The organism is Paracoccus sp. MC1862 (assembly GCF_016617715.1).
In the GTDB taxonomy this organism is placed as follows: domain Bacteria; phylum Pseudomonadota; class Alphaproteobacteria; order Rhodobacterales; family Rhodobacteraceae; genus Paracoccus.
The window spans coordinates 502415-523381 of the sequence record NZ_CP067225.1; the positions used below are offsets into that span (position 1 = coordinate 502415).

Below are 20967 nucleotides of genomic sequence, written 5' to 3' on the forward strand. Positions count from 1 at the left end.
TCATGGGATGATCCGAGATCCGGCTGCCAATCTGCGACCGGAAAAGCTTGAAAGACCGCGATTCAACGCCTTCCACCGGCGGAATATGCTTCAGCATCGCAACTTGGCAATCGCCTTTCCCGGCAGATGCGTCATCGTTGCGGCAAGAGCCATGTGGCGTCCGATCCACTTGCAGATACTCATTGCGTTGAAGTAGGCCATAAAAGGATCACGAAGGCATCATCTGAACGTGATAACATTGGTTGACGCCAGTGGTTCCCGCCTCGCGACGATGGCCCGCAACCTGCCGATCAACATCCACAGGCAAGAAGACCCCATGCTGTTGAACCGCTCTTATCCGGACCTGTTCTCCACCGAGGAAGCGCGGCTCATGGAAAGCCTTGCATCAGACCCTGTCACTGTCCGGGGCCGGACGCGGCTGATCAAGGCCGGCATCCCGCTGAGCCGCAGCCTTTATCTCACGCGCGGCATGGTCGGCCGCTACTGCACGGACCGGCAGGGCGGCCGGCAGTTCCTCGGCATCCACATCCCCGGCGATTTCTTCGACATCGATGCCTATGTGCTGCCTTGGCTGCACCATGACGTGGTGACGCTGAACGAGGTCGAGGTCACCGCGACGGGGCATGACAGGCTCGACGCCCTGCGCGAGACCGAGCCGGATCTTTACCACAAGTTGTGGCGGGTGTCCCTGATCGACTCATCGATCCACCGCTACTGGATCTTCCGCTTGGGCCGGCTGGCCGGCAAGGCGCGGGTGGCGAATTTCCTGATCGAGATGTTCGTGCGACTCTATGCGCGGGGGTTGTGCGGCATCGACCGCTACGATCTTCCCTTGTCCCAGAACGAGCTGGCCGAGATTACCGGCATGACCTCGGTCCATGTCAACCGGCTGCTGGGTGAGCTGAGGCTGGACGGGCTATGCACGGTATCCGACGGGATCGTGAGCCTTGGCAACCTGCCGGCTCTGGCCCGCGCCGGGCATTATTCGCCCGATTACCTTTATCTTGCCCCATCTGTCGCCGCAGAGATCCAGCAGTTGCTCGGCCTGCGCGTGGCAATGGACAAGGCCGCCATGGGCTGAGCGCACGCGTTTTCCGGCAAGGGCACGACGGATGCGGTGCTTGCCCGCAGCCCTGCACGTCCTAGCCGGAATGTGCGCGGGCAGGATCGATCGGCCTTTGCCCGTGTTCCATGCCTCGATAGACCGCAGACCAAGACCTGCAATGCTTCATGGCTGCCTGCTGGTGATGCCCGATCTGCGGTCAGGGTGAGAAAGGCGCGCATCAGGCTGGCTTGGGGACCGAGGCAATGTCGCGCAGCAGACACGCTCGTCACCCGGCTTTCCAACGACCTCGGCTTCATGTCGGGAAACAAGGCGTTCTGTTTGGGTGCATAGCCTTGCCGAGCCGTGCGGGTTCGCTGAGACGAAACGCGGTTGCATCGGGGAATGACGCAAGGCAACCGTCAGCAGGTCAGCAGGTCAGCAGGTCAGCAGGTCAGCAGGTCAGCAGGTCAGCAGGTCAGCAGGTCAGCAGGTCAGCAGGTCAGCAGATGGATGGTGGGCTTTCCGCAAGACAGTGGGTGAACACCGCTGCACGGGAAGGGGACCCTGTTATAGACGCCCTGCTTTCAGGCCCACGCTTACGGCAAGCCTGAGGCCCCGTCGGTCCAGCAGCCGGCTCAGTAGATGGACGGAGGGGCGTGCGGCAACACACGCGGCAGCAGCCCTTTGCCAATGAACGACCAGCCTGCTGCACGGCAAGGGCCAACTGTTACAGAGGTCGCGCCTATCGACTGACGCTCACGGCAAGCATGAAGTCCTGCTGAATCAACTCGGCCAACCTTACGGGAAGGCTGGCCGGGCAGTATTGCAGAACAGCCGTTCCGTCAGCCCACCGCAGCGGGCTTTTCCTTCGAGTCCGCATGAATATGCAGCGGGCGGGCGGCGGGATTGTCCACCGCTTCCTCGTTCACGACCACCTCGGTCACACTGTCGAGACCCGGCAGTTCGAACATGCTGTCGAGCAGGATGTCCTCCATGATGGACCGCAAACCCCGGGCGCCGGTCTTGCGCTTGATCGCGCGGCGGGCAATCGCCTTCAGCGCGTCCTCGGTGAAGGTCAGCTTCACGTCCTCAAGATCGAACAGCCGCTGATACTGCTTGACCAGCGCGTTCTTGGGCTGGGTCAGGATGGTGATCAGCGCCTCTTCGTCCAGGTCGGTCAGGGTGGCGATCACCGGCAGGCGGCCGACGAACTCGGGGATCAGGCCGAACTTCAGCAGATCCTCGGGTTCAAGCGACTTGAACACCTCGCCCACGCCGCGGTCGTCGTTGTCCTTGACGGATGCGCCAAAGCCCATCGCCGTGCCCTTGTTGCGCTGGGCGATGATCCGTTCCAGCCCCGCAAAGGCGCCGCCGCAGATGAACAGGATGTTGGTCGTGTCCACCTGCAGAAACTCCTGCTGCGGATGCTTGCGGCCCCCCTGCGGCGGGACGCTGGCCACGGTGCCTTCCATGATCTTCAGCAGCGCCTGCTGGACGCCCTCGCCCGACACGTCGCGGGTGATCGAGGGGTTGTCGGACTTGCGGGTGATCTTGTCGACCTCGTCGATGTAGACGATGCCGCGCTGGGCGCGTTCCACGTTGTATTCCGACGCCTGCAGCAGCTTGAGGATGATGTTCTCGACATCCTCGCCCACGTAACCGGCCTCGGTCAGCGTGGTCGCATCCGCCATCGTGAACGGCACATCCAGAATCCGCGCCAGCGTCTGCGCCAGCAGCGTCTTGCCGCAGCCGGTCGGGCCAATCAGCAGGATGTTCGATTTCGCCAGCTCGATATCAGACTTGGAACTGTGGTTCAGCCGCTTGTAGTGGTTGTGAACCGCGACCGACAGCACCCGCTTGGCGTGTTCCTGGCCGATCACATAGTCGTCCAGGACCGCCATGATCTCGCGCGGGGGCGGCACACCGTCGCCGGTCTTCAGCCCCGAGCTTTTCGTTTCCTCGCGGATGATGTCCATGCACAACTCGACGCATTCGTCGCAGATGAACACGGTCGGACCCGCAATAAGCTTGCGAACCTCATGCTGGCTCTTGCCGCAGAAGCTGCAGTAGAGCGTGTTCTTGCTGTCGCCGCCGGGCTGGTTTGCCATGGTCGTCATCCTTGCCTGTCAGGGACCGCGCGGGCGGATCAGGCCATCCGCGCGGTTCGGCGTGCGCCCAAGGGCGCCTTATGGTTGTCCGCCCAATCTATGCAGGGCAGTCGTCCGTCACAATCCCGCTTTTCCCTGGCGGGCGCGCGGACGCTCAAGTTTCGGGAACGGCCTTGCCTCGCGCATCCAGGATGTCGTCGATCAGACCCCAGTCCTTCGCCTCGTCGGGGGACATGAAGCGGTCGCGTTCCAGCGCCTGCTCGACCTCCTCCAGCGTGCGGCCGGTGTGCTTGACATAGATCTCGTTCAGGCGCCGCTTGAGCTTCTCGGTTTCCTGCGCGTGGATCAGGATGTCCGAGGCCGTGCCCTGGAACCCGCCCGAGGGCTGGTGGACCATGATCCGGCTGTTGGGCAACGAATAGCGCGACCCCTTTTCCCCCGCCGCCAGCAGCAGCGAGCCCATGGACGCTGCTTGCCCGATCACCAGCGTCGAGATCCGCGGGCGGATATACTGCATCGTGTCGTAGATCGACAGCCCCGAGGTCACGATGCCGCCGGGGCTGTTGATGTACATGCTGATGTCCTTGGACGGGTTCTCCGCCTCAAGAAACAGAAGCTGCGCGCAGACCAGCGTGGACATCCCGTCATGCACCGGCCCGGACAGAAAGATGATCCGTTCCTTGAGCAGCCGCGAGAAGATATCATAGGCCCGTTCGCCACGGCTGGTCTGTTCGACGACCATGGGGACGAGCGTGTTCATGTAGTATTCTGCCGGATCCTGCATCTCGCCCCGTCGCTTGCTGATTTCGATTCGCCGCCGACCGTCCTGTTCCGGTCTTTCATAGGGGCGAAAACTTGACAGAGTCTTAGTTACAGGCGAGGTCCACCGCAAGGGATGGGTCGAATGCGCGGGAAATGCCGATGCTGTTGATGGTGGGACTGGGCAACCCCGGCGCGAAATATGCCGGCAACCGGCACAACATCGGCTTCATGGCGGTGGATCGGATCGCCGTCGACCACGGCTTCTCGCCGTGGAAATCGCGCTTCCAGGGCCTCGTGGCGGAAGGCCGGCTGGGCGAGCAGCGCGTTACTGCGCTGAAGCCGCAGAGCTTCATGAACCTGTCGGGCCAGTCGGTGGGCGAGGCGATGCGCTATCTGAAACTCACCCCCGCCGAGGTGCTGGTGCTGCACGACGAACTCGACCTCGCGCCCGGCACCTGCCGGCTGAAGACCGGGGGCGGGCACGCCGGCCACAACGGGCTGCGTTCGATCCACCAGCATATCGGAGAGGACTACCGCCGCCTCAGGGTCGGCATCGGCCACCCCGGCCACAAGGACAAGGTCAGCGGATACGTCCTTTCCGACTTCGCCAAGGCCGAGGAGGCGATGCTGGACGACCTCCTGCGCGGTATCTCGGACGGGGCCGAGGCCCTTGCGCGAGGCGACGGCGCGGCTTTCGGCACGGCGCTGGCCGCTCGGGTCGCACTCGCCCCCCAGAAGCCGTCTCGCCCTGTCGAAAAGCCCGCCGAGGCAGGAACGAAGCCGGACCTTCAGCCCCTCGGCATGGCTGACCGCCTGCGCGCGCTCGGCAACCGTTTTCGCTAGCTCGTTCTTCTTTGTATAAATATCTTGAAATCGTCGTATAGGACGAGGGGGCGAAGCCCTGGTCCGGCGCCGAAGAAGGAAGCCCCGATGGAACCCTCGGTCAACGTCCTGGGCCAGAAGCTCCAGCCCTGTTCGGCGCGGCCGCTGACCGGGTTCTACCGCAACGGCTGCTGCGACACCGGCCCCGAGGATCGCGGCAGCCACACGGTCTGCGTGGTTGCGACGGCCGAATTCCTGGCCTTCTCGAAATACCTCGGCAACGACCTGTCCACGCCTCGCCCCGAATACGGCTTCGCGGGCCTGAAGGCAGGCGACCGCTGGTGCGTCTGCGCGGGCCGCTTCCTGCAGGCGGCGCAGGAGTTCGCGGCCCCCAAGGTCGTGCTGTCGGCCACCCATGTCCGGGCCACCGACATCGTGCCGCTGGAACTGCTGCGGGCCCATGCGGTTGACGCGGCGAAGTAAGGAAGGTCGAACATGGCAAGGCTTCTTGCGCTGGCGCTGACCGTCCCGCTTGCCGTTCCCGTTGCCGCACAGGAAATCCGGCCCGACGATCAGGCGCGGATGGACCAGCTTGATACGGCCACCGGTCGGGCGCTGCGGCAGGTGCTTGCCATCGGCAGCGACGAGGATGTTGTCCTTGCCACCAACGCCCTGCGCGGCCCGGCGATGCCCGCCGATCCTGCCTTGGCCGAAACGCTGACCGGCGACTGGCGCTGCAGCATGACCAAGATGGGCGGCAACATGGCCGTGGTGGCCTACCCCCCGTTCCGCTGCCGGATCGAGGCGCGGGACGGTGTGCTGCATTTCGACAAGTTGACCGGCTCGCAGCGGACCAGCGGGACGATCCGGCCGCTCGACGGCCGCTGGATCTATCTCGGTTCCACCTTCGTGCAGGGCGAGCAACCCCGCCGCTATGACGATTTCCCGGCCGAGATCGACACCCAGTCCAGCGAGACGCTGCCTGACGTGGGCGTGCTGGAAGTCACGGGCGAGGGGCAGGCGCGGCTGATCCTGCCGCTGCCCTACCGCGAATCGATCCTGAACGTGCTGGTGATGACGCGCTGAGGCTTACGCCTCGACCTGCACGCCCAGGTGACGGGCGACGGTGAAGATGTCCTTGTCGCCCCTGCCACTGAGGTTCAGCACGATCAGGTGATCCTGCGGCAGATCGGGCGCGATCTTGGCGATATGGGCCAGCGCATGGCAGGGTTCCAGCGCCGGGATGATGCCTTCGGTTTCGCAACAAAGGGTGAAGGCGGCCAGCGCCTCGCTGTCCGTCACGCTGACATATTCGGCGCGGCCCACGTCGCGCAGCCAGGCGTGTTCCGGCCCGATGCCGGGATAATCCAGCCCTGCGCTGATGGAATGGCCTTCGAGGATCTGTCCTTCCTCGTCCTGCAAAAGATAGGTCCGGTTGCCGTGCAGCACGCCCGGCCGCCCGCCGGTCAGGGACGCGCAATGCTGCATCGTCTCGTCCACGCCCTTGCCCCCGGCCTCGACCCCGATGATCCGCACGGAACGGTCGTCGAGGAAGGGATGGAACAGCCCCATCGCATTGGACCCGCCACCGATCGCGGCAATCACCGTGTCGGGCAGCCGGCCCTCGCGTTCGAGGATCTGGGCCTTGGTTTCCTCGCCGATGATGCGCTGGAAGTCGCGCACCATGGCCGGGTAGGGATGCGGCCCCGCCACGGTGCCGATGCAGTAGAAGGTGTCGCGGACGTTCGTGACCCAGTCGCGCAGGGCGTCGTTCATTGCGTCCTTCAGCGTGCCGCGGCCGGACTGGACGGCCACCACCTCGGCCCCCAGCAGCTTCATGCGGAACACGTTGGGCTGCTGGCGGCGCACGTCCTCAGCGCCCATGTAGACCACGCATTTCAGCCCGAAGCGGGCGCAGACGGTGGCCGTCGCCACCCCATGCTGGCCCGCGCCGGTTTCGGCGATGATCCGCGTCTTGCCCATGCGGCGCGCCAGCAGAATCTGCCCCAGCACGTTGTTGATCTTGTGGCTGCCGGTGTGGTTCAGTTCCTCGCGCTTCATGTAGATCGTCGCGCCGCCCAGACGTTCCGTCAGCCGCTCGGCTTTATAAAGCGGCGAGGGCCTGCCGACGTAATGCGTCCACAACTCGTCCATCTCGGCCTTGAAGGCGGGGTCGGTCTTGGCCCGTTCGTATTCCGCCTGAAGGTCCAGGATCAGCGGCATCAGCGTCTCGCTGACAAAACGGCCGCCGAAGATGCCGAAGCGGCCCTGTTCGTCCGGGCCGGTCATGAAGCTGTTGATGAGGTCTTCGGGCATGATGCGTCCCCTTCGGTCAGGGGAATGTTCTAGGCTCGTTCGGCTCGGGCGTAAAGCCAGACGAACCCTCGGCCGCATTCACGAAGGCGCGGATGCGGGCGCGATCCTTGATCCCCGGCGCCGATTCGACCCCTGAGGACACGTCCACCATCGGCGCGCCGGTCAGCCGCACAGCCTCGGACACGTTCGCGGGCGTCAGCCCCCCGGCCAGCATCCAGGGCTTGAGCATGCGCCGCCCCGCCAGCAGTCGCCAGTCAAAGGCCAGCCCGTTGCCCCCGGGCAGCGCCGCATCCGGCGAGGCCTTGGCATCCACCAGCAGCAGGTCGGCGGCCAGCCCATAATCCCACAGCGCGTCCAGATCGGCCGCCGCCGCGATGCCCACGGCCTTCATCACCGGAAGTCCGCTGCGCGCCTTGACCTCGGCAACCCGTGCAGGAGTTTCGCTGCCATGCAACTGGATGATGTCCAGTGGCACGCGTTCCAGCACGGCCTCCAGCGCGGCATCGTCGGGGTTCACGAACAGGCCGACACGGGCGACGCCCGGCGGCGCGGCAAGCGCGAGCGTCCTTGCCGTCTCGATCGACACATGGCGGGAAGACTTCGGAAAGAACACAAGTCCTGCATAGCGCGCGCCGGCCTCTGCCACGGCGGAAAGGTCCGCCGGGCGGGTGATCCCGCATATCTTTACGACCGCCATCAGCGGCGGGCGGGCAGGGCGGGCGCGTAGGTGGTGCGCGTGGTGACGACAGCCGGGACGGGGCCTGCCTTGGCTTTTGATGCGTCGAGGATCGCCAGAACCTCGTCGCGCGGAGCGTGATGGGTCTTGCGGACCTGGCCGACCTCGCGTTCCAGCACCTGAAGCTCATGCGCGCGCTGGGCCGATTCCCGACGCAGGACCGATTCGCGCATCCATTCCCAGATCAGCCCCAGGATCATGCCGATCAGAAGCGACATGATGATCACCAGGAACAGCGGCATCTGCGCCGACCAGTCGCCGGCAATGAAGCCGTCCACCCGATCGGGAAACAGGCTGACCGTCACCAGTTGCCGGTTGGCCAGCGCCACGCCGATCAGGATCACGGCCAGCAGCACGACAAACAGCATCCGCAGATAGCGCATGGGAAAGACCTTCACCTTCCGGCCCGAACGGCCGGGCATCGCGGCGCAGTTTCGTTCAACCCGGCGGCGGGTGCAACAGCCACGCGCGCCTCGTCCTCACTCGTCCTGCTGATCCAGCCCGTTCAGCCGATCGCGCAGTAGCTTGCCGGTCTTGAAGAAGGGCACATGCTTTTCCACCACCTGCACGGTTTCGCCCGTGCGCGGGTTGCGGCCCTGACGCGCCTGCCGCTGCTTGACCGAAAAGGCCCCGAAGCCGCGAAGCTCGACCCGCTCTCCGCGGGCCATGGCGTCGATGATCTCGTCGAAGACGGTGCTGACGATCCGTTCGACATCGCGCTGGAAAAGATGGGGATTTTCCTCGGCGATCTTCTGAATCAATTCGGAACGGATCATGGGCGCCCTGTTCTCGTTATAGGTCGGCCGCGCGGGACACGAATAAGGTTTCAAACGCGACCGGACTGAAAAGGTTGCAAGTTTTCTGCCCCGCCGCAATCCCCACAATGAAAAAGGCCGCCCCCGCGGGGGACGGCCGATCTTGTCCTGAAGCGTGCCTCAGCCGCGGTTCTTCAGCGCCGCGCCAAGGATGTCGCCCAGCGAGGCGCCCGAATCGGACGAGCCATACTGGTCGATCGCTTCCTTTTCCTCGGCGATCTCGCGAGCCTTGATCGACAGGCCCAGACGGCGGGTCTTGGTGTCGATGTTGGTCACACGCACATCGACCTTGTCGCCGACCGAGAAACGCTCGGGGCGCTGGTCCTGACGGTCGCGGGCAAGGTCCGAGCGGCGGATGAACGACTTGACGCCGTTATACTCCACCTCGATCCCGCCATCCTCGATCGCGGTGACTTCGGCGGTGACGACATCGCCCCGCTTCACGCCATCAACGGCCTCGGACATGGTGTCGTTTTCCATGGCCTTGATCGACAGGCTGATGCGTTCCTTGTCGATATCGACTTCCTGAACGACCGCCTGGACGGTGTCGCCCTTGCGATAGTTCTGGATCGCATCCTCTCCGCGCTGGTCCCAGCTGATGTCGGACAGGTGGACCATGCCGTCGATGTCGCCTTCCAGGCCGACGAACAGACCGAACTCGGTGATGTTCTTGACCTCGCCCTCGATGGGCGTGCCGGCCGGGTGGGTTTCGGCAAAGACTTCCCACGGGTTGCGCATGGTCTGCTTGAGGCCAAGCGAGACGCGGCGCTTCTGCTCGTCGATCTCCAGCACCATGACGTCAACCTCTTGCGAGGTGGAGACGATCTTGCCGGGATGGACGTTCTTCTTGGTCCAGCTCATTTCCGAAACGTGGACCAGACCCTCGACACCGGCTTCCAGTTCCACGAAGGCGCCGTAGTCGGTGATGTTGGTCACGCGGCCCTTGTGGACGGACCCGAGCGGGAACTTGTCGCTCACCGTGTCCCACGGATCGGACTGGAGCTGCTTCATCCCGAGGCTGATGCGGTGGGTTTCCTTGTTGATCTTGACGACCTGGACCTTGACGGTCTCGCCGATCGACAGGATTTCCGAGGGGTGGTTCACGCGGCGCCAAGCCATGTCGGTGACGTGCAGCAGGCCGTCCACGCCGCCCAGATCGACGAAGGCGCCGTATTCGGTGATGTTCTTGACGACGCCATCGACAACCTGACCTTCGTGCAGGTTGGAAATGACCTCGGCACGCTGTTCGGCCCGGCTTTCTTCCAGGATGGCGCGGCGCGACACGACGATATTGCCGCGGCGACGATCCATCTTGAGGATCTGGAAGGGCTGCTTCAGACCCATCAGCGGACCTGCGTCACGCACGGGGCGGACATCGACCTGCGAACCGGGCAGGAAGGCCACGGCGCCGCCCAGATCGACGGTGAAGCCGCCCTTGACGCGGCCGAAGATGGCGCCTTCGACGCGCTCTTCCTTGGCGTAGGCCTGTTCCAGACGGTCCCAGGCTTCCTCGCGGCGAGCCTTCTCGCGCGAGATCGAGGCTTCGCCGCGGGCGTTTTCCACGCGGTCCAGGTAAACCTCGACCTCGTCGCCGACCTTCAGGTTCGGCTCTTCGCCGGGGTTGGCGAATTCCTTCAGATCGACGCGGCCTTCCATCTTGTAGCCGACGTCGATGATGGCCTGCCCCGCCTCGATGGCGAGGACGCGACCCTTGACGACCGAACCTTCGTCCGGGGTGTCGATCTCGAAGCTTTCGTTGAGGAGGGCTTCGAATTCCTCCATGGATGTTTGTTTCGCCATGCGGCAGGTGTGTCCTTGTAAGTCGGGTTGCTGGCCATGCGGTTGGCTCCGCCGGTCTGTCTGCCCTGCGTAACGCGAAAGGGTCGCGGCAAAAGCCCGACCCGTTCCAAAGCGGCCTGTTCTGGCCATGTCGTTCACAAGACTTGGATCAGCCCCATAGCCGAAAGCCGCGTCGCTGGCAAGGTGTCAGCCCGCCAGGCGGGCCGAGATGCGGTCCCGCGCAGCCTTGCTTTCAGGGGTGTCGAAGATCGGATAGACATGCAGCCCGCCGGGACAGAGCGTCAGGTCCACCCGCACCCCCGCCGCGCGCAGCTTGTCCGCCAGCGCCTCGACCTGCGGGCGCAGCATGTCACGGGTGCCCTGGTAGATGTCGGTCGGCGGCAGGCCGGTCAGGTCGCCGTTCATCGGGCTGAGCCGGGGATCGTCCGGGTCCGCACCATTCGCCCAGACCTTGGCGGCCAGTTCTGCGCCTGCCCGCGCCAGCATCGGGTCGTCCTGCCTGCGCTCATCCACCTGCGGGTCGGTTGAGGCGATGTCCACCCAGGGGGAAAGCAGCACGAGGCTTTCGGGCAGGCTCCGGCCGCTGTCCCGCAGGTGCAACGCAAAACCCAGCGCAAGCCCTCCGCCGGCCGAGTCGCCCATGATCGTCACCGGCCGACCGGGATGGCGCTGCGCGATCCCGGCCCAGAGTTCGTCGAGCAGCGCATAGGCTTCGCGGAAATCATGCTTCGGGCCGAGGCCGTAAAGCGGCACCTCGATCACCGCGCTCCTTTGTGCAAGGCTGGTCAGGAAATGCCAATGCACCGTGGTGATCCCGCAGACATAGGCCCCGCCATGCAGGTAAAGGATCAGCGGCGCGTCCCTGGCCGCGTCCTTCGGCGCCAGTGTCCAGACCTTGCGGCCCTGCACCCGGCGCAGTTCCGTGGAAAGCTCGCGCCGGGTGCGGCGGGGCAGCGGGAAGTCGCGGGCCAGCAGCCCCGAGCGCATCAGCGGCCGGATCAGCCAGGGACGCTTGGCGAAGGGCTGGATCATGGCCCGGGCCAGCTTGCCCAGACGCCGCATCTCGCGCGAGCCCGCCCTGTCAGTCATGGCGTGCAGCCCTGCGGGCCATGACGAAGACCGCTAGCGCCAGCAGCATCATCGCGGCGGCGGCGAGGAAGGGCATCCCCGGCGCATGAAACGCCGCGTTTTCCCGCGTGGAGAAGGCGAAGATACCGGTCATGATCAGCGGCGACAGCCCCATCGCGACCGCCGCGACCGAGGACAGCACGCCTTGCAATTCCCCCTGCTGGTCGTCGCGGGCGAGGTTCGACATGATCTGCTGCAAGGCCGGTCCTCCCAATCCCGCGATGGCGGCCAGCGGGGTCAGCGCAAGCGCCAGAACCGGGCTGGTGACGAAACCGTAGAAGACGAGCGCCGCGATTTCCAGCGCAAAGCCCACGACCACCGTGCGGCCCGCGCCGAAGCGGCGGATGGCGGGTCCGACCATCACGCCCTGCACGAAGGCGATGGCGATGCCGAAGGCCGCCAGCGACAGGCCGATATGCAGCGGGTCCCAGCCGAAGCGGGCCTTGCCGAAGAAGCTCCAGACTGCCGGGTAGACATAGCTGGCAAGGTTGAACAGCGCATAGACGGCCAGCAGGGGGGCGATTCCCGGCAGCTTGCCGATTGCCGAAAAGGACGCCAGCGGATTGGCGCGCTGCCAGTTGAAGGGCCGGCGGATGGACCGCGTGACCGTTTCCGGCAGGACGAACCAGCCGAAGATCATGTTGGCGAAGGCCAGCCCGCCCGCGATCCAGAAGGGCGCCCGCAGGTCGATGGTCGAGGCGAGGCTGCCCAGCACCGGCCCCAGCACGAAGCCCACCCCGAAGGCCGCCCCGATCAGGCCGAAGTTGCGGCCCTTTTCCTCGGGTGTCGAGATGTCGGCCATGTAGGCCGCCGCCGTCGCATGGGTCGCGGCCATGATGCCGCCGACGATGCGGCCGATCAGGATCAGCGTGACGGTATGGGCCAGGGCCAGCAGCACATAGTCCAGCGTCATCACGAACAGCGCGGTCAGCATCACCGGGCGGCGGCCATAGGCGTCCGACAGGTTGCCGACCACCGGCCCGAACAGGAACTGCATCGCCGCGTAAGCCGTGCCGAGGATGCCGCCCCAGACGGCGGCGCCCGACAGGTTCTGCCCGGTCAATTCCTCCAGCAGGTCGGGCATGACCGGAAAGATCAGCCCCATGCCGGTCGCGTCGATCAGCACCGTCAGCAGCACGAAGATCCGCGCCGCCCGTCCCGCCTTGCGGCGAAAGGCCGCGCGGCGTCGGTCGGCGCGGGAGCGAAGGGGGATCTCGGACATGGAGGAAAAAACCCGGGGCGATGCTGCCCGCTCTCTGCCATGCGGCGGGCGCAAGAGAAAGCGCGGACGCCGCGCAACTCAGGGCCGCAGGCGGGAATTTCCGATCTGCGCCAGCGCGGCCGACAGGTCGGCCTGCAGCGCGCGCCGTTCTTCGGGGCTGAGAAAGGCACCAAGTTCGATCTCGCGCTGCCCGTCCGAGAGGGTGAGGTAGTCATCGACCGGCCCATCCCGCCGCAGCCGGAGCCGGACCCAGTAGGGATTGCCCTGCCAGTGGCGATCCGCCCGGCCGGGGTCGCGGCGGATGACGGACATCACGGCGGGGGTCAGGGCGACTTCCTCGACCGGGCCGCCGCCTTTCCAGTCACGCTGAACCGCGAACCATAATCCCGCCAGCGCCGCCAGCGCGAAGGGCAGAAGCCCCCACATCACTGCCGAGCCGACCACGGCCAGAAGCGGCAGGGTCAGGGCCCCGGCCGTCAGACCGATCACCCAGACGAACCCTTCCGGCGTCAGCGAGCGGTGGCGCCAGATCAGCAGCCGGCGGGTTCCGTCAGGCTCGTCTGGCTGCCAGGCATAGGGCATGGGGGTCTGCCGGTCCTCGGGGATGGAAAACGGCCCCGGATCGCTCCAGGGCCGATGGGGTCATCTCTCTGGCATCAGTGCTTGCGGGCGTGATCCCAGTCCTCGCGCTTGGGAAGCTGCTCGAAGGTATGTTCGGGCGGGGGCGAGGGCAGGGTCCATTCCAGCGTGTCGGCGTATTCGTTCCAGTAGTTGTTCTGGGTCACGCGCTGGCCTGCAAACAGGGTGTAGAACACGACGCCGATGAACCACAGGAACGAGGCGAAGGCGATATAGGCGCCGATCGACGAGACGTTGTTCCAGTAGGCGAAGGCTTCGGGATAGTCGATGTAGCGGCGCGGCATCCCCTGCTGGCCCAGGAAGTGCTGGGGGAAGAAGATCAGGTTCGAGCCGATGAACATGGCGAAGAAGTGGATCTTGCCAGCCCATTCGGGATACTGCCGCCCGCTCATCTTGCCGATCCAGTAGTAGACGCCGGCAAAGATGGCGAAGACGGCGCCCAAGCTCATCACATAATGGAAATGCGCCACGACGTAGTAGGTGTCGTGATACACCCGGTCCAGCGGCGCTTGGCTCAGCACGACGCCGGTCACGCCGCCCACGGTGAACAGGAACAGGAAGCCGAAGGCCCAGAGCATCGGCGTCTTGAACTCGATCGAGCCGCCCCACATCGTCGCGATCCACGAGAAGACCTTGATGCCGGTCGGCACCGCGATCGTCATGGTGGCCAGCATGAAATAGGCCTGCTGGGTCAGCGACAGCCCGACGGTGTACATGTGGTGGGCCCAGACGACGAAGCCCAGGATGGCGATGGCGGCCATGGCCAGCACCATCGGCAGGTAGCCGAAGATGGGCTTGCGCGAGAAGGTCGCGATGACGTGGCTGATGATGCCGAAGCCCGGAACGATGATGATGTAGACCTCGGGGTGGCCGAAGAACCACAGGATGTGCTGGTACAGCACCGGGTCGCCGCCGCCCGCCGGGTTGAAGAAGTTGGTGCCGAAGTTGCGGTCCATCAGCAGCATGGTGATCGCACCGGCCAGCACCGGCAGCGCCAGCAGGATCATCCAGGCGGTGATGAAGACCGACCAGGCGAACAGCGGCACCTTGAACAGCGTCATGCCGGGCGCGCGCATGTTGAGGAAGGTGGTGATGATGTTGATCGCGCCCAGAATCGAGGATGCGCCCGAAAGGTGGACGGCGAAGATCGCCAGGTCCATGGACAGCCCGCCCTCGGTCGTGGACAGCGGCGGATACAGCACCCAGCCCACGCCCGAGCCGAGCTGGTCGTTGCCGCCCGGCGACAGAAGCGAGGCGACGCCCATCGAGACACCGGCCACGAACAGCCAGTAGGACAGGTTGTTCAGCCGGGGAAAGGCCATGTCCGGCGCGCCGATGTGCAGCGGCATGAAGTAGTTGCCGAAGCCCCCGAACAGCGCCGGGATGACGACGAAGAACATCATCAGGACGCCGTGATAGGTGATCATCACGTTCCACAGATGCCCGTTCGGCGTGCAGATGTCATCGACGCCGGCGGGGATCAGCCGAGCCCCTTCAAGGCACATGTACTGCACGCCGGGATGCTGCAGCTCCATCCGCATGTAGACGGTGAAGCAGACCGAGATCAGGCCGACGACGCCCGCGGTGAAAAGATAAAGGACCCCGATGTCCTTGTGGTTGGTGGACATGAACCAGCGGGTGAAGAACCCGCGGGTGTCATGCTGGGCACCATGGCCGTGAACGGCGGCATCTGCCATGCGAATGCTCCTCAGAATCGTGCCGTCACGGCGGCTGGCCGGCGGACTGGCTGAGGCCGTTCTAGAACACGATTCCGGTTGCGGCAATGCGCCGCGCATCCCCCGCTGCGACAAAATGAAACCCCCGCCCGCTGGTGGCGGCCGGGGGTCGGTTCAGGCGCCGTCCCGCAAGGGGACAGCCAGGCGTCAGTTCGCGGCGGCGGGTGCTGCGGCTGCATCCCCGCCTGCGGCGGCGGCATCCCCTCCTGCCGCACCGGCGGCGTTCGGCGAGTGCTGTGCCAGGAAGGCCACGATGTCGGCCTGGTTCTTGTTCAGCTTGAAGGTCATCTTCGACTTGGCAGCGGGGTCGCCGGTCTTTTCCTTCACATAGGCGGTCGGATCGGTGACGTATTCGATCAGGTGCTCTTCGTCCCAGACCTGGCCGGGGTTGGTCTCGGCCAGTTCCAGCAGGCCCTCACCGTACTTGTAGCCTTCCTCGGCCGCATAGGCACGGCCATAGACGCCGTAAAGATTGGGGCCGGTCCGGCCGCCCTTGACGATGTCGGTGCCCGCCTCGTCCTGGATCATGTGGCAGGCCTTGCACTTGCGGAACTCGGACTCACCCGCGGCGGGATCGCCGGACAGTTCCTGCGCAGCCACCGGCAGGGACAGGGCGAGGGTGGCAAGAGTGGCAATCAGGCTGGTCTTCATCATGTCGTCCTTCCTCAGCGGATCATTCTTGACGAGAGCAGTGCTCTCTGCGGCGCAGGGCACAGCATCTCGCAGGATTTCGCAAGAGAACAAAGGTCACAGCCCCCCATTCGGTTCACCCATGACCGCGCAAAAGCCGGTCATCAACGCGTGATCCAGGTCCGCCATCGTCACCGGCAGGCCCAGATCGACCAGACTGGTGACGCCATGGCCGCTGATCCCGCAGGGCACGATGCCGCCGTAATGGGACAGGTCCGGCTCGACATTGATCGAGATGCCGTGAAAGCTGACCCAGCGGCGCAGCTTGATCCCTATGGCGGCGATCTTGTCTTCGCGCATCGAGCCATCGGGCAGGGGGGGCTTGTCGGGCCGGGCGATCCAGACGCCGACGCGGCCCTCGCGAATCTCGCCCTTCAGGCCGAACTCGGACAAGGCCGCAATGACCCAGGCTTCCAGCGACTGGACGAATGCCCGCACGTCGCGCCCGCGCCGGTTCAGGTCCAGCATGACATAGGCGACCCGCTGGCCCGGCCCGTGATAGGTGTATTGCCCGCCGCGCCCGGTCGGAAACACGGGAAACCGGCCCGGATCGGTCAGGTCCTCAGGGCGGGCCGAGGTGCCGGCGGTGTAAAGCGGTGGATGCTCGACAAGCCAGATCGCCTCGGGCGCCTGCCCCGCGTGGATGGCTTCCACGCGCGCCTCCATCCACGCCACGGCTGCGGGATGCGGGATCAGGCCGGGCGTCAGCAGCCATTCGGGGCCGGGTGCATGGGCGTTCAGGCGATGGGTGTCGGAGGTGGGAAGGTCGGTCATGGCGCGCCAGAGATGCCCGCCCTTGCCGATGGTCGCAAGTATGGTGCGCGGTTCCCACGCACCATGAGCTCAGAGCTTCTCGCCCAACGGCTCGCGGATCTGCGCCCGGCGGCGGCGGACCTCGCGAAGATGCGACATATGCGCGGCGTCGCGGCCCGGAGGCGGCAGGTCCAGCACCGCCCGGCGCAGCGCCTCGATGCCTTCCTCGGATTTCGCCGGCAAGGTTGCCGGGTCGATCGGACAACCGATGGTGATGCGATAGGTGTGGCCCGCCTTGTTCAGCACCTCGTTGAACAGCGTCACGTCGCGCAGGGTCGGGTGGATCGCGTCCAGCAGGTAGAACAGCGCCGAGTTCCGCGCCCGGATGTGCAGCGGGATGACCGGGGCGCCGAACTTGCGCGCGATCATCACCGCGCTGGCCATCCAGGGCCGCTCGTGCAGCGTCACGCCCCGCCGCTTGGCCAGCCGGCCCGAGGGGAAGATCAGCCCGATCCGCCCCTGACCCAGCGCGGCGCGGGTATAGTCCATCGTGTACTTGGTCTTTGCATGGCTGCGCTTTTCCGCCCGCCACTCGACAGGGGCGATCAGTTCCTCGGTCTGGGGCAGGACGCGGATCATGTCGTGGTTGGCGTAGATGAACAGGTCGTCCCGCACGGCCGAGACGACCGCGTGCAGCACGATCCCGTCGGCGATCCCGGTCGGGTGGTTCGCAACGATCAGCGCCGGCCCGGTCGCCGGGATGTTCTCCAGCCCGTCCACCCGCAGGTCGCGCACGATCAGGGCCGAGACGCGGCGCATGATCTCCTCGGTCGGCAGGTCGCGGAACTGGGCCGCCAGCTCGATCGAGCGCGGATAGCGCAGAAGCCGCATCATCACCTGCTTGGCCAGCGTGTGACGCGCCTTGCCGGAATAGAGCCACGGCGCCCGTTCGGCGATCAGCGGGTCCAGCCGCTGCTGCATCTCGACCAGCGCGGGCAGGCGGCCCGGCGGATGGGGCGAATCTTTGGGCGCGTTGCTCATGCGAAGCACCTATTATCCTGAGATATGACGCCCACAAGCGCCCTCAGGTTCCAGCGGCAAGAATGCGCCTGACCATTTCGGTGCTGTTGCCCGACAGCGACGGCAGGGCTGCGATCCGTTCCAACGCCGCGCGGGCGTGCTGCCGCCGCCCTGCGTCATAGCGGGGCCAGGTCTCGAACACCGTGGTCAGCCGGGCCGCCGTCTGCGGGTTCAGCGGGTCAAGCCGCATCAGCCAGCTGGCCACGAAATCATAGCCCGATCCGTCGCTTGCATGGAACGCTGTATGATTTGCTGCAAGTCCCCCTATCAGCGCGCGGAAGCGGTTGGGGTTCTTCCAGTCAAAGTCCGGCCTTTCGGCCAGCGCCTTTGCCACCTGTACCGCACGGGCGGGCGGGGCAGCCATCGGCTGGACCGAAAAGAACTTGTCCATCACCAGCCGGTTGCTTGAGAAGCGCCCCTCCATCTCGGCAAGCGCATCCCCTGCGCGGTCCAGCCGGACCAGGGTCGCCAGTGCCCCCATCCGTTCGGTCATGTTGGACGCGGCATCCCAGAGCGCCTGCGCCTTTTCGCCATCATCCAGCCGCGACAGAAGCCCCAGCGTGGCAAGCCGCAGCAACCGGCGCCCCGCCGAGGCAGCATCGGAAGAGTAGGGGCCGGGCACCTCCATCTCGTCGTAAATCTCGGCCAGAATCCCTTCATGCTCGGCGGCAAGTTGGGTCGCCAGATCCTCGCGGCCGCGATGGATCGTATCCGGGTCGGGCAGGCCGCCGCGCGAGGCGATCTCGGCTGCGATCTCATCCTCTCCGGGCAGTCGCAGCGCCAGGGCCACGAAGGCCGGATCGGCCTCCTTTTCGCCCAGAAGGCCGCCCAGCGCGTGACAGAAGACGCGGTCGGCCTGTCCTCCGCTGGCCATCGCCACCAGCGAGTCCAGCGCCAGTTCGTGCCCTGCCTGCCAGCGCGCGAAGGGATCGGTGTCATGGGCCAGCAGGATCGCGCGCTCGGCCGAGGTCATCTGCCGCTCGACCGTCACCGGGGCAGAGAAGCCGCGCAGCAGCGACACGACGGGGCGAGAGCCGAGGCCGGTGAAGTTGAAGGACTGCTCGGGCTCGGTCATCTCCAGCACACGGGTCGGCAGCAGTTCGTCGCCGTTCACCGAGATCAGGCCCACGGCGATGGGGATCACCCGCGCCGGCTTGTCAGGTTGGCCTGGCGTCGGCGCCGTGGACTGGGTGAACCGCAGGGTCAGGGTGCCGGCATCGCGGTCCCAGTCCTCTACCAGCGTCAGCGGCGGGGTGCCCGCGTCGGTGTACCAGCGCTTGAACTGGGCCAGGTCGCGCCCCGTGGCGTCCTCGAAGACCTTCAGCCAGTCCTCGATGGTGCAGGCCTGCCCGTCGTGGCGGTCAAAATAAAGGTCCAATGCCTTGCGATAGCTCTCGTCTCCCACAAGCCGCTTGAGCATCCCGATGACCTCGGCGCCCTTTTCATAAACGGTGGCGGTGTAGAAGTTGTTGATTTCCTCGTAGCGGTCGGGCCGGGGTGGATGCGCCAGCGGCCCCGCGTCCTCGCGGAACTGCCGCCCGCGCAGGGTCACCACGTCCTCGATCCGCTTCACCGCGGCCGAGCGCATGTCCGCCGTGAACTGCTGGTCGCGGAAAACCGTCAGCCCTTCCTTGAGGCAGAGCTGGAACCAGTCGCGGCAAGTGATCCTGTTTCCGGTCCAATTATGGAAATACTCATGCGCGATCACCGCCTCGATGCGTTCATAATCGGCATCGGTCGCGGTTTCGGGGGAAGCCAGGACCAGTTTCGAGTTGAAGATGTTCAATCCCTTGTTTTCCATGGCCCCCATGTTGAAGTCGTCCACGGCAACGATGTTGAACACGTCGAGGTCGTATTCGCGCCCGTAAGCCGTTTCGTCCCAGCGCATCGACTTTTTCAGGGCTTCCATCGCGAAGCCCGCGCGGTCGAGGTCGGCAGGCCGCACCCAGACGTTCAGCGCGACCTTCCGTCCGGACATGGTGGTGAAGCTGTCCGACACGGCCTGCAACTCGCCCGCGACCAGCGCGAAGAGGTAGGCGGGCTTGGGCCAGGGATCGTGCCATTCGGCCCAACCCTCGCCTTGGGCGACGGGGTTCCCGTTCGACAGCAGCACCGGCAGGTCGGAGCGGACCGTCACCCGGAAGGGCGCCATCACGTCGGGGCGGTCGGGATACCAGGTGATGTGGCGAAAGCCTTCGGCCTCGCATTGGGTGCAGAAGATGCCGCCCGAAAGATACAGCCCCTCCAGCGCTGTGTTCGTCTCGGGGTCGATCTCGACGGTGGCGGCGAAGGTGAAGGGGCGGTCGGGCAGGGCGGGTTCGGCGATGGTCAGCGTCTCGACGGTGATCGCCAGATGCGCCGGATCGACCGGTTGCCCGTCGATCGTGACCGCGCCCGTCCGCAGCCCCGCGCCGCCGTCCAGCACCAGCGGCCCCGGCGCGTGGCGCTGAAGATCCAGTTCCGACCTGACGACCGTGCCCTTTGGCGCCAGCGTCACATCCAGCCGAGTCTCGGTGATGCGAAACGGCCACGGTCTGTAATCATTGAGAAAACGGGTTTCCCCCATCCTGTGCCCTGCCTGATAAAAATGGTTCTTCCGCGGAACTTGTGCTTGAGCGGAGTGTTAAGCGCAGGATTACCGGGTCGCAAGCCGACGCCGCAGTTCCGCTATGAGGCGAACGAGGGCGTGGCGGTCCCGACAGATCAGATACCTCAAGGAGACCATCATGGCCAACTACGACCCGAACGATCCGCGCCGCACCGATGCCACCGATCCGCATCGCCCCGTCGATCCGAGCGGCCGCAACACCGTCGTGACCGAAACCTATGTCGAACCGGTCGAGAAGAAGGCCTCGCCGCTTCCGCTGATCATCGGTATCCTTCTGGCACTGGCGCTTGCCTGGTGGCTGCTGTCCAGCTTCATGGGCAATGACGAGGTGGCCGATACGACCACCACGACGACCACCACCGCTCCGGCCGCCACGACCACTGACCCGGCGACTGTGACCACGACCACCGACACGGCGACCGATACCGCCACGGACACCACCGACGCGGCCGCGACCACCACCGTCGACACACCGGCCGGCACCGCCACCGGGACCGCCACCGCGACGACGGACGGCACGGGCACCGATGCGGCTGCCGATGCCGCGGGCACCGCCGCCGACGCCGCTGCGGATGCCGCGACCGGCGCTGCCGCCGATGCCGCGACAGATGCGGACGCCGCCACCACGACGACCACCGTTCCGGTCACCAACCCGTCGAACTGAGGCCGTTTCCTGTTGCCGGTTCGTGCCGGCTACAATCTGGAAC

At 65.6% G+C, this 20967-nt stretch carries 20 protein-coding genes; 5 read left to right on the forward strand and 15 right to left on the reverse strand.

Translation table 11 applies throughout. The features are described 5' to 3' along the window. Positions 1-322 precede the first annotated feature (322 nt). The gene (locus JGR78_RS02500) at positions 323-1081 is read left to right on the forward strand and encodes a Crp/Fnr family transcriptional regulator (protein ID WP_200559416.1); all 759 of its coding nucleotides are present in this window, start codon (positions 323-325) and stop codon (positions 1079-1081) included. An 806-nt stretch (positions 1082-1887) separates the two neighbouring features. On the opposite strand, the gene clpX is transcribed toward JGR78_RS02500, so the two are convergent. Further along, positions 1888-3153 (reverse strand): ATP-dependent Clp protease ATP-binding subunit ClpX, encoded by a 1266-nt coding sequence (gene clpX, locus JGR78_RS02505; RefSeq protein ID WP_182791392.1) that lies wholly within the window; start codon positions 3151-3153, stop codon positions 1888-1890. 154 nt (positions 3154-3307) lie between these two features. Next, positions 3308-3937, reverse strand: coding sequence for an ATP-dependent Clp protease proteolytic subunit (locus JGR78_RS02510; protein ID WP_182791391.1), 630 nt, complete (start codon positions 3935-3937; stop codon positions 3308-3310). Positions 3938-4074: 137 nt separating this feature from the next. Between JGR78_RS02510 and pth the strand changes: the two genes are divergently transcribed. The 3 genes from pth to JGR78_RS02525 all read left to right on the forward strand — a co-directional run bounded on the left by pth (position 4075) and on the right by JGR78_RS02525 (position 5823). Beyond that, complete coding sequence (gene pth / locus JGR78_RS02515) at positions 4075-4758, forward strand: aminoacyl-tRNA hydrolase (RefSeq protein ID WP_182804022.1); 684 nt, start codon at positions 4075-4077, stop codon at positions 4756-4758. Positions 4759-4845: 87 nt separating this feature from the next. Beyond that, entirely contained in the window at positions 4846-5220 is a 375-nt protein-coding gene (locus JGR78_RS02520) for a DUF2237 family protein (protein ID WP_182791390.1), read from the forward strand. Between the two features lie 12 nt (positions 5221-5232). Next, positions 5233-5823 carry a DUF4893 domain-containing protein gene (locus tag JGR78_RS02525; protein ID WP_182803975.1) on the forward strand — a complete coding sequence of 197 codons (591 nt, stop codon included), beginning with the start codon at positions 5233-5235 and terminating at the stop codon, positions 5821-5823. 3 nt (positions 5824-5826) lie between these two features. Here JGR78_RS02525 and trpB read toward each other — a convergent pair whose 3' ends face one another. From trpB to pepN, 13 genes are all read right to left on the reverse strand, one after another. Beyond that, positions 5827-7053: a tryptophan synthase subunit beta gene (trpB, locus tag JGR78_RS02530; protein ID WP_182791388.1), complete on the reverse strand. Its 1227-nt coding sequence runs from the start codon at positions 7051-7053 to the stop codon at positions 5827-5829. Positions 7054-7069: 16 nt separating this feature from the next. After that, on the reverse strand, positions 7070-7750 hold the full coding sequence (locus JGR78_RS02535) for a phosphoribosylanthranilate isomerase (RefSeq protein ID WP_182803977.1): 681 nt from the start codon (positions 7748-7750) through the stop codon (positions 7070-7072). Beyond that, entirely contained in the window at positions 7750-8172 is a 423-nt protein-coding gene (locus JGR78_RS02540) for a lipopolysaccharide assembly LapA domain-containing protein (protein ID WP_182803980.1), read from the reverse strand. Before JGR78_RS02540 ends, JGR78_RS02535 begins: the two co-directional genes overlap by 1 nt. 96 nt (positions 8173-8268) lie before the next feature. Beyond that, on the reverse strand, positions 8269-8565 hold the full coding sequence (gene ihfB, locus JGR78_RS02545) for an integration host factor subunit beta (protein WP_182791385.1): 297 nt from the start codon (positions 8563-8565) through the stop codon (positions 8269-8271). Positions 8566-8724: 159 nt separating this feature from the next. After that, positions 8725-10404: a 30S ribosomal protein S1 gene (gene rpsA, locus JGR78_RS02550; RefSeq protein ID WP_182791384.1), complete on the reverse strand. Its 1680-nt coding sequence runs from the start codon at positions 10402-10404 to the stop codon at positions 8725-8727. A 186-nt stretch (positions 10405-10590) separates the two neighbouring features. Continuing rightward, entirely contained in the window at positions 10591-11493 is a 903-nt protein-coding gene (locus JGR78_RS02555; RefSeq protein WP_182803982.1) for an alpha/beta hydrolase, read from the reverse strand. Then, on the reverse strand, positions 11486-12754 hold the full coding sequence (locus JGR78_RS02560) for a TCR/Tet family MFS transporter (RefSeq protein WP_182791382.1): 1269 nt from the start codon (positions 12752-12754) through the stop codon (positions 11486-11488). The genes JGR78_RS02555 and JGR78_RS02560 overlap by 8 nt, the downstream gene beginning before the upstream one ends. Positions 12755-12832: 78 nt before the next feature. After that, a complete protein-coding gene (locus JGR78_RS02565) occupies positions 12833-13336 on the reverse strand; it encodes a DUF2244 domain-containing protein (protein ID WP_182791381.1) in 504 nt (167 codons plus the stop codon). A 74-nt stretch (positions 13337-13410) separates the two neighbouring features. Further along, positions 13411-15090: a cytochrome c oxidase subunit 1 gene (locus JGR78_RS02570; RefSeq protein WP_182791380.1), complete on the reverse strand. Its 1680-nt coding sequence runs from the start codon at positions 15088-15090 to the stop codon at positions 13411-13413. 186 nt (positions 15091-15276) lie between these two features. After that, complete coding sequence (locus tag JGR78_RS02575; RefSeq protein ID WP_370576527.1) at positions 15277-15783, reverse strand: cytochrome c family protein; 507 nt, start codon at positions 15781-15783, stop codon at positions 15277-15279. A gap of 93 nt (positions 15784-15876) precedes the next feature. Next, complete coding sequence (gene lipB, locus JGR78_RS02580; RefSeq protein WP_182803984.1) at positions 15877-16593, reverse strand: lipoyl(octanoyl) transferase LipB; 717 nt, start codon at positions 16591-16593, stop codon at positions 15877-15879. 69 nt (positions 16594-16662) lie between these two features. Beyond that, complete coding sequence (locus JGR78_RS02585; protein ID WP_234450830.1) at positions 16663-17613, reverse strand: lysophospholipid acyltransferase family protein; 951 nt, start codon at positions 17611-17613, stop codon at positions 16663-16665. A gap of 43 nt (positions 17614-17656) precedes the next feature. Continuing rightward, positions 17657-20218 carry an aminopeptidase N gene (pepN, locus tag JGR78_RS02590; RefSeq protein WP_182803986.1) on the reverse strand — a complete coding sequence of 854 codons (2562 nt, stop codon included), beginning with the start codon at positions 20216-20218 and terminating at the stop codon, positions 17657-17659. Positions 20219-20378: 160 nt separating this feature from the next. Between pepN and JGR78_RS02595 the strand changes: the two genes are divergently transcribed. Continuing rightward, positions 20379-20924, forward strand: a complete 546-nt coding sequence (locus JGR78_RS02595; protein WP_182803988.1) for a hypothetical protein — start codon at positions 20379-20381, stop codon at positions 20922-20924. Positions 20925-20967 lie beyond the last annotated feature (43 nt).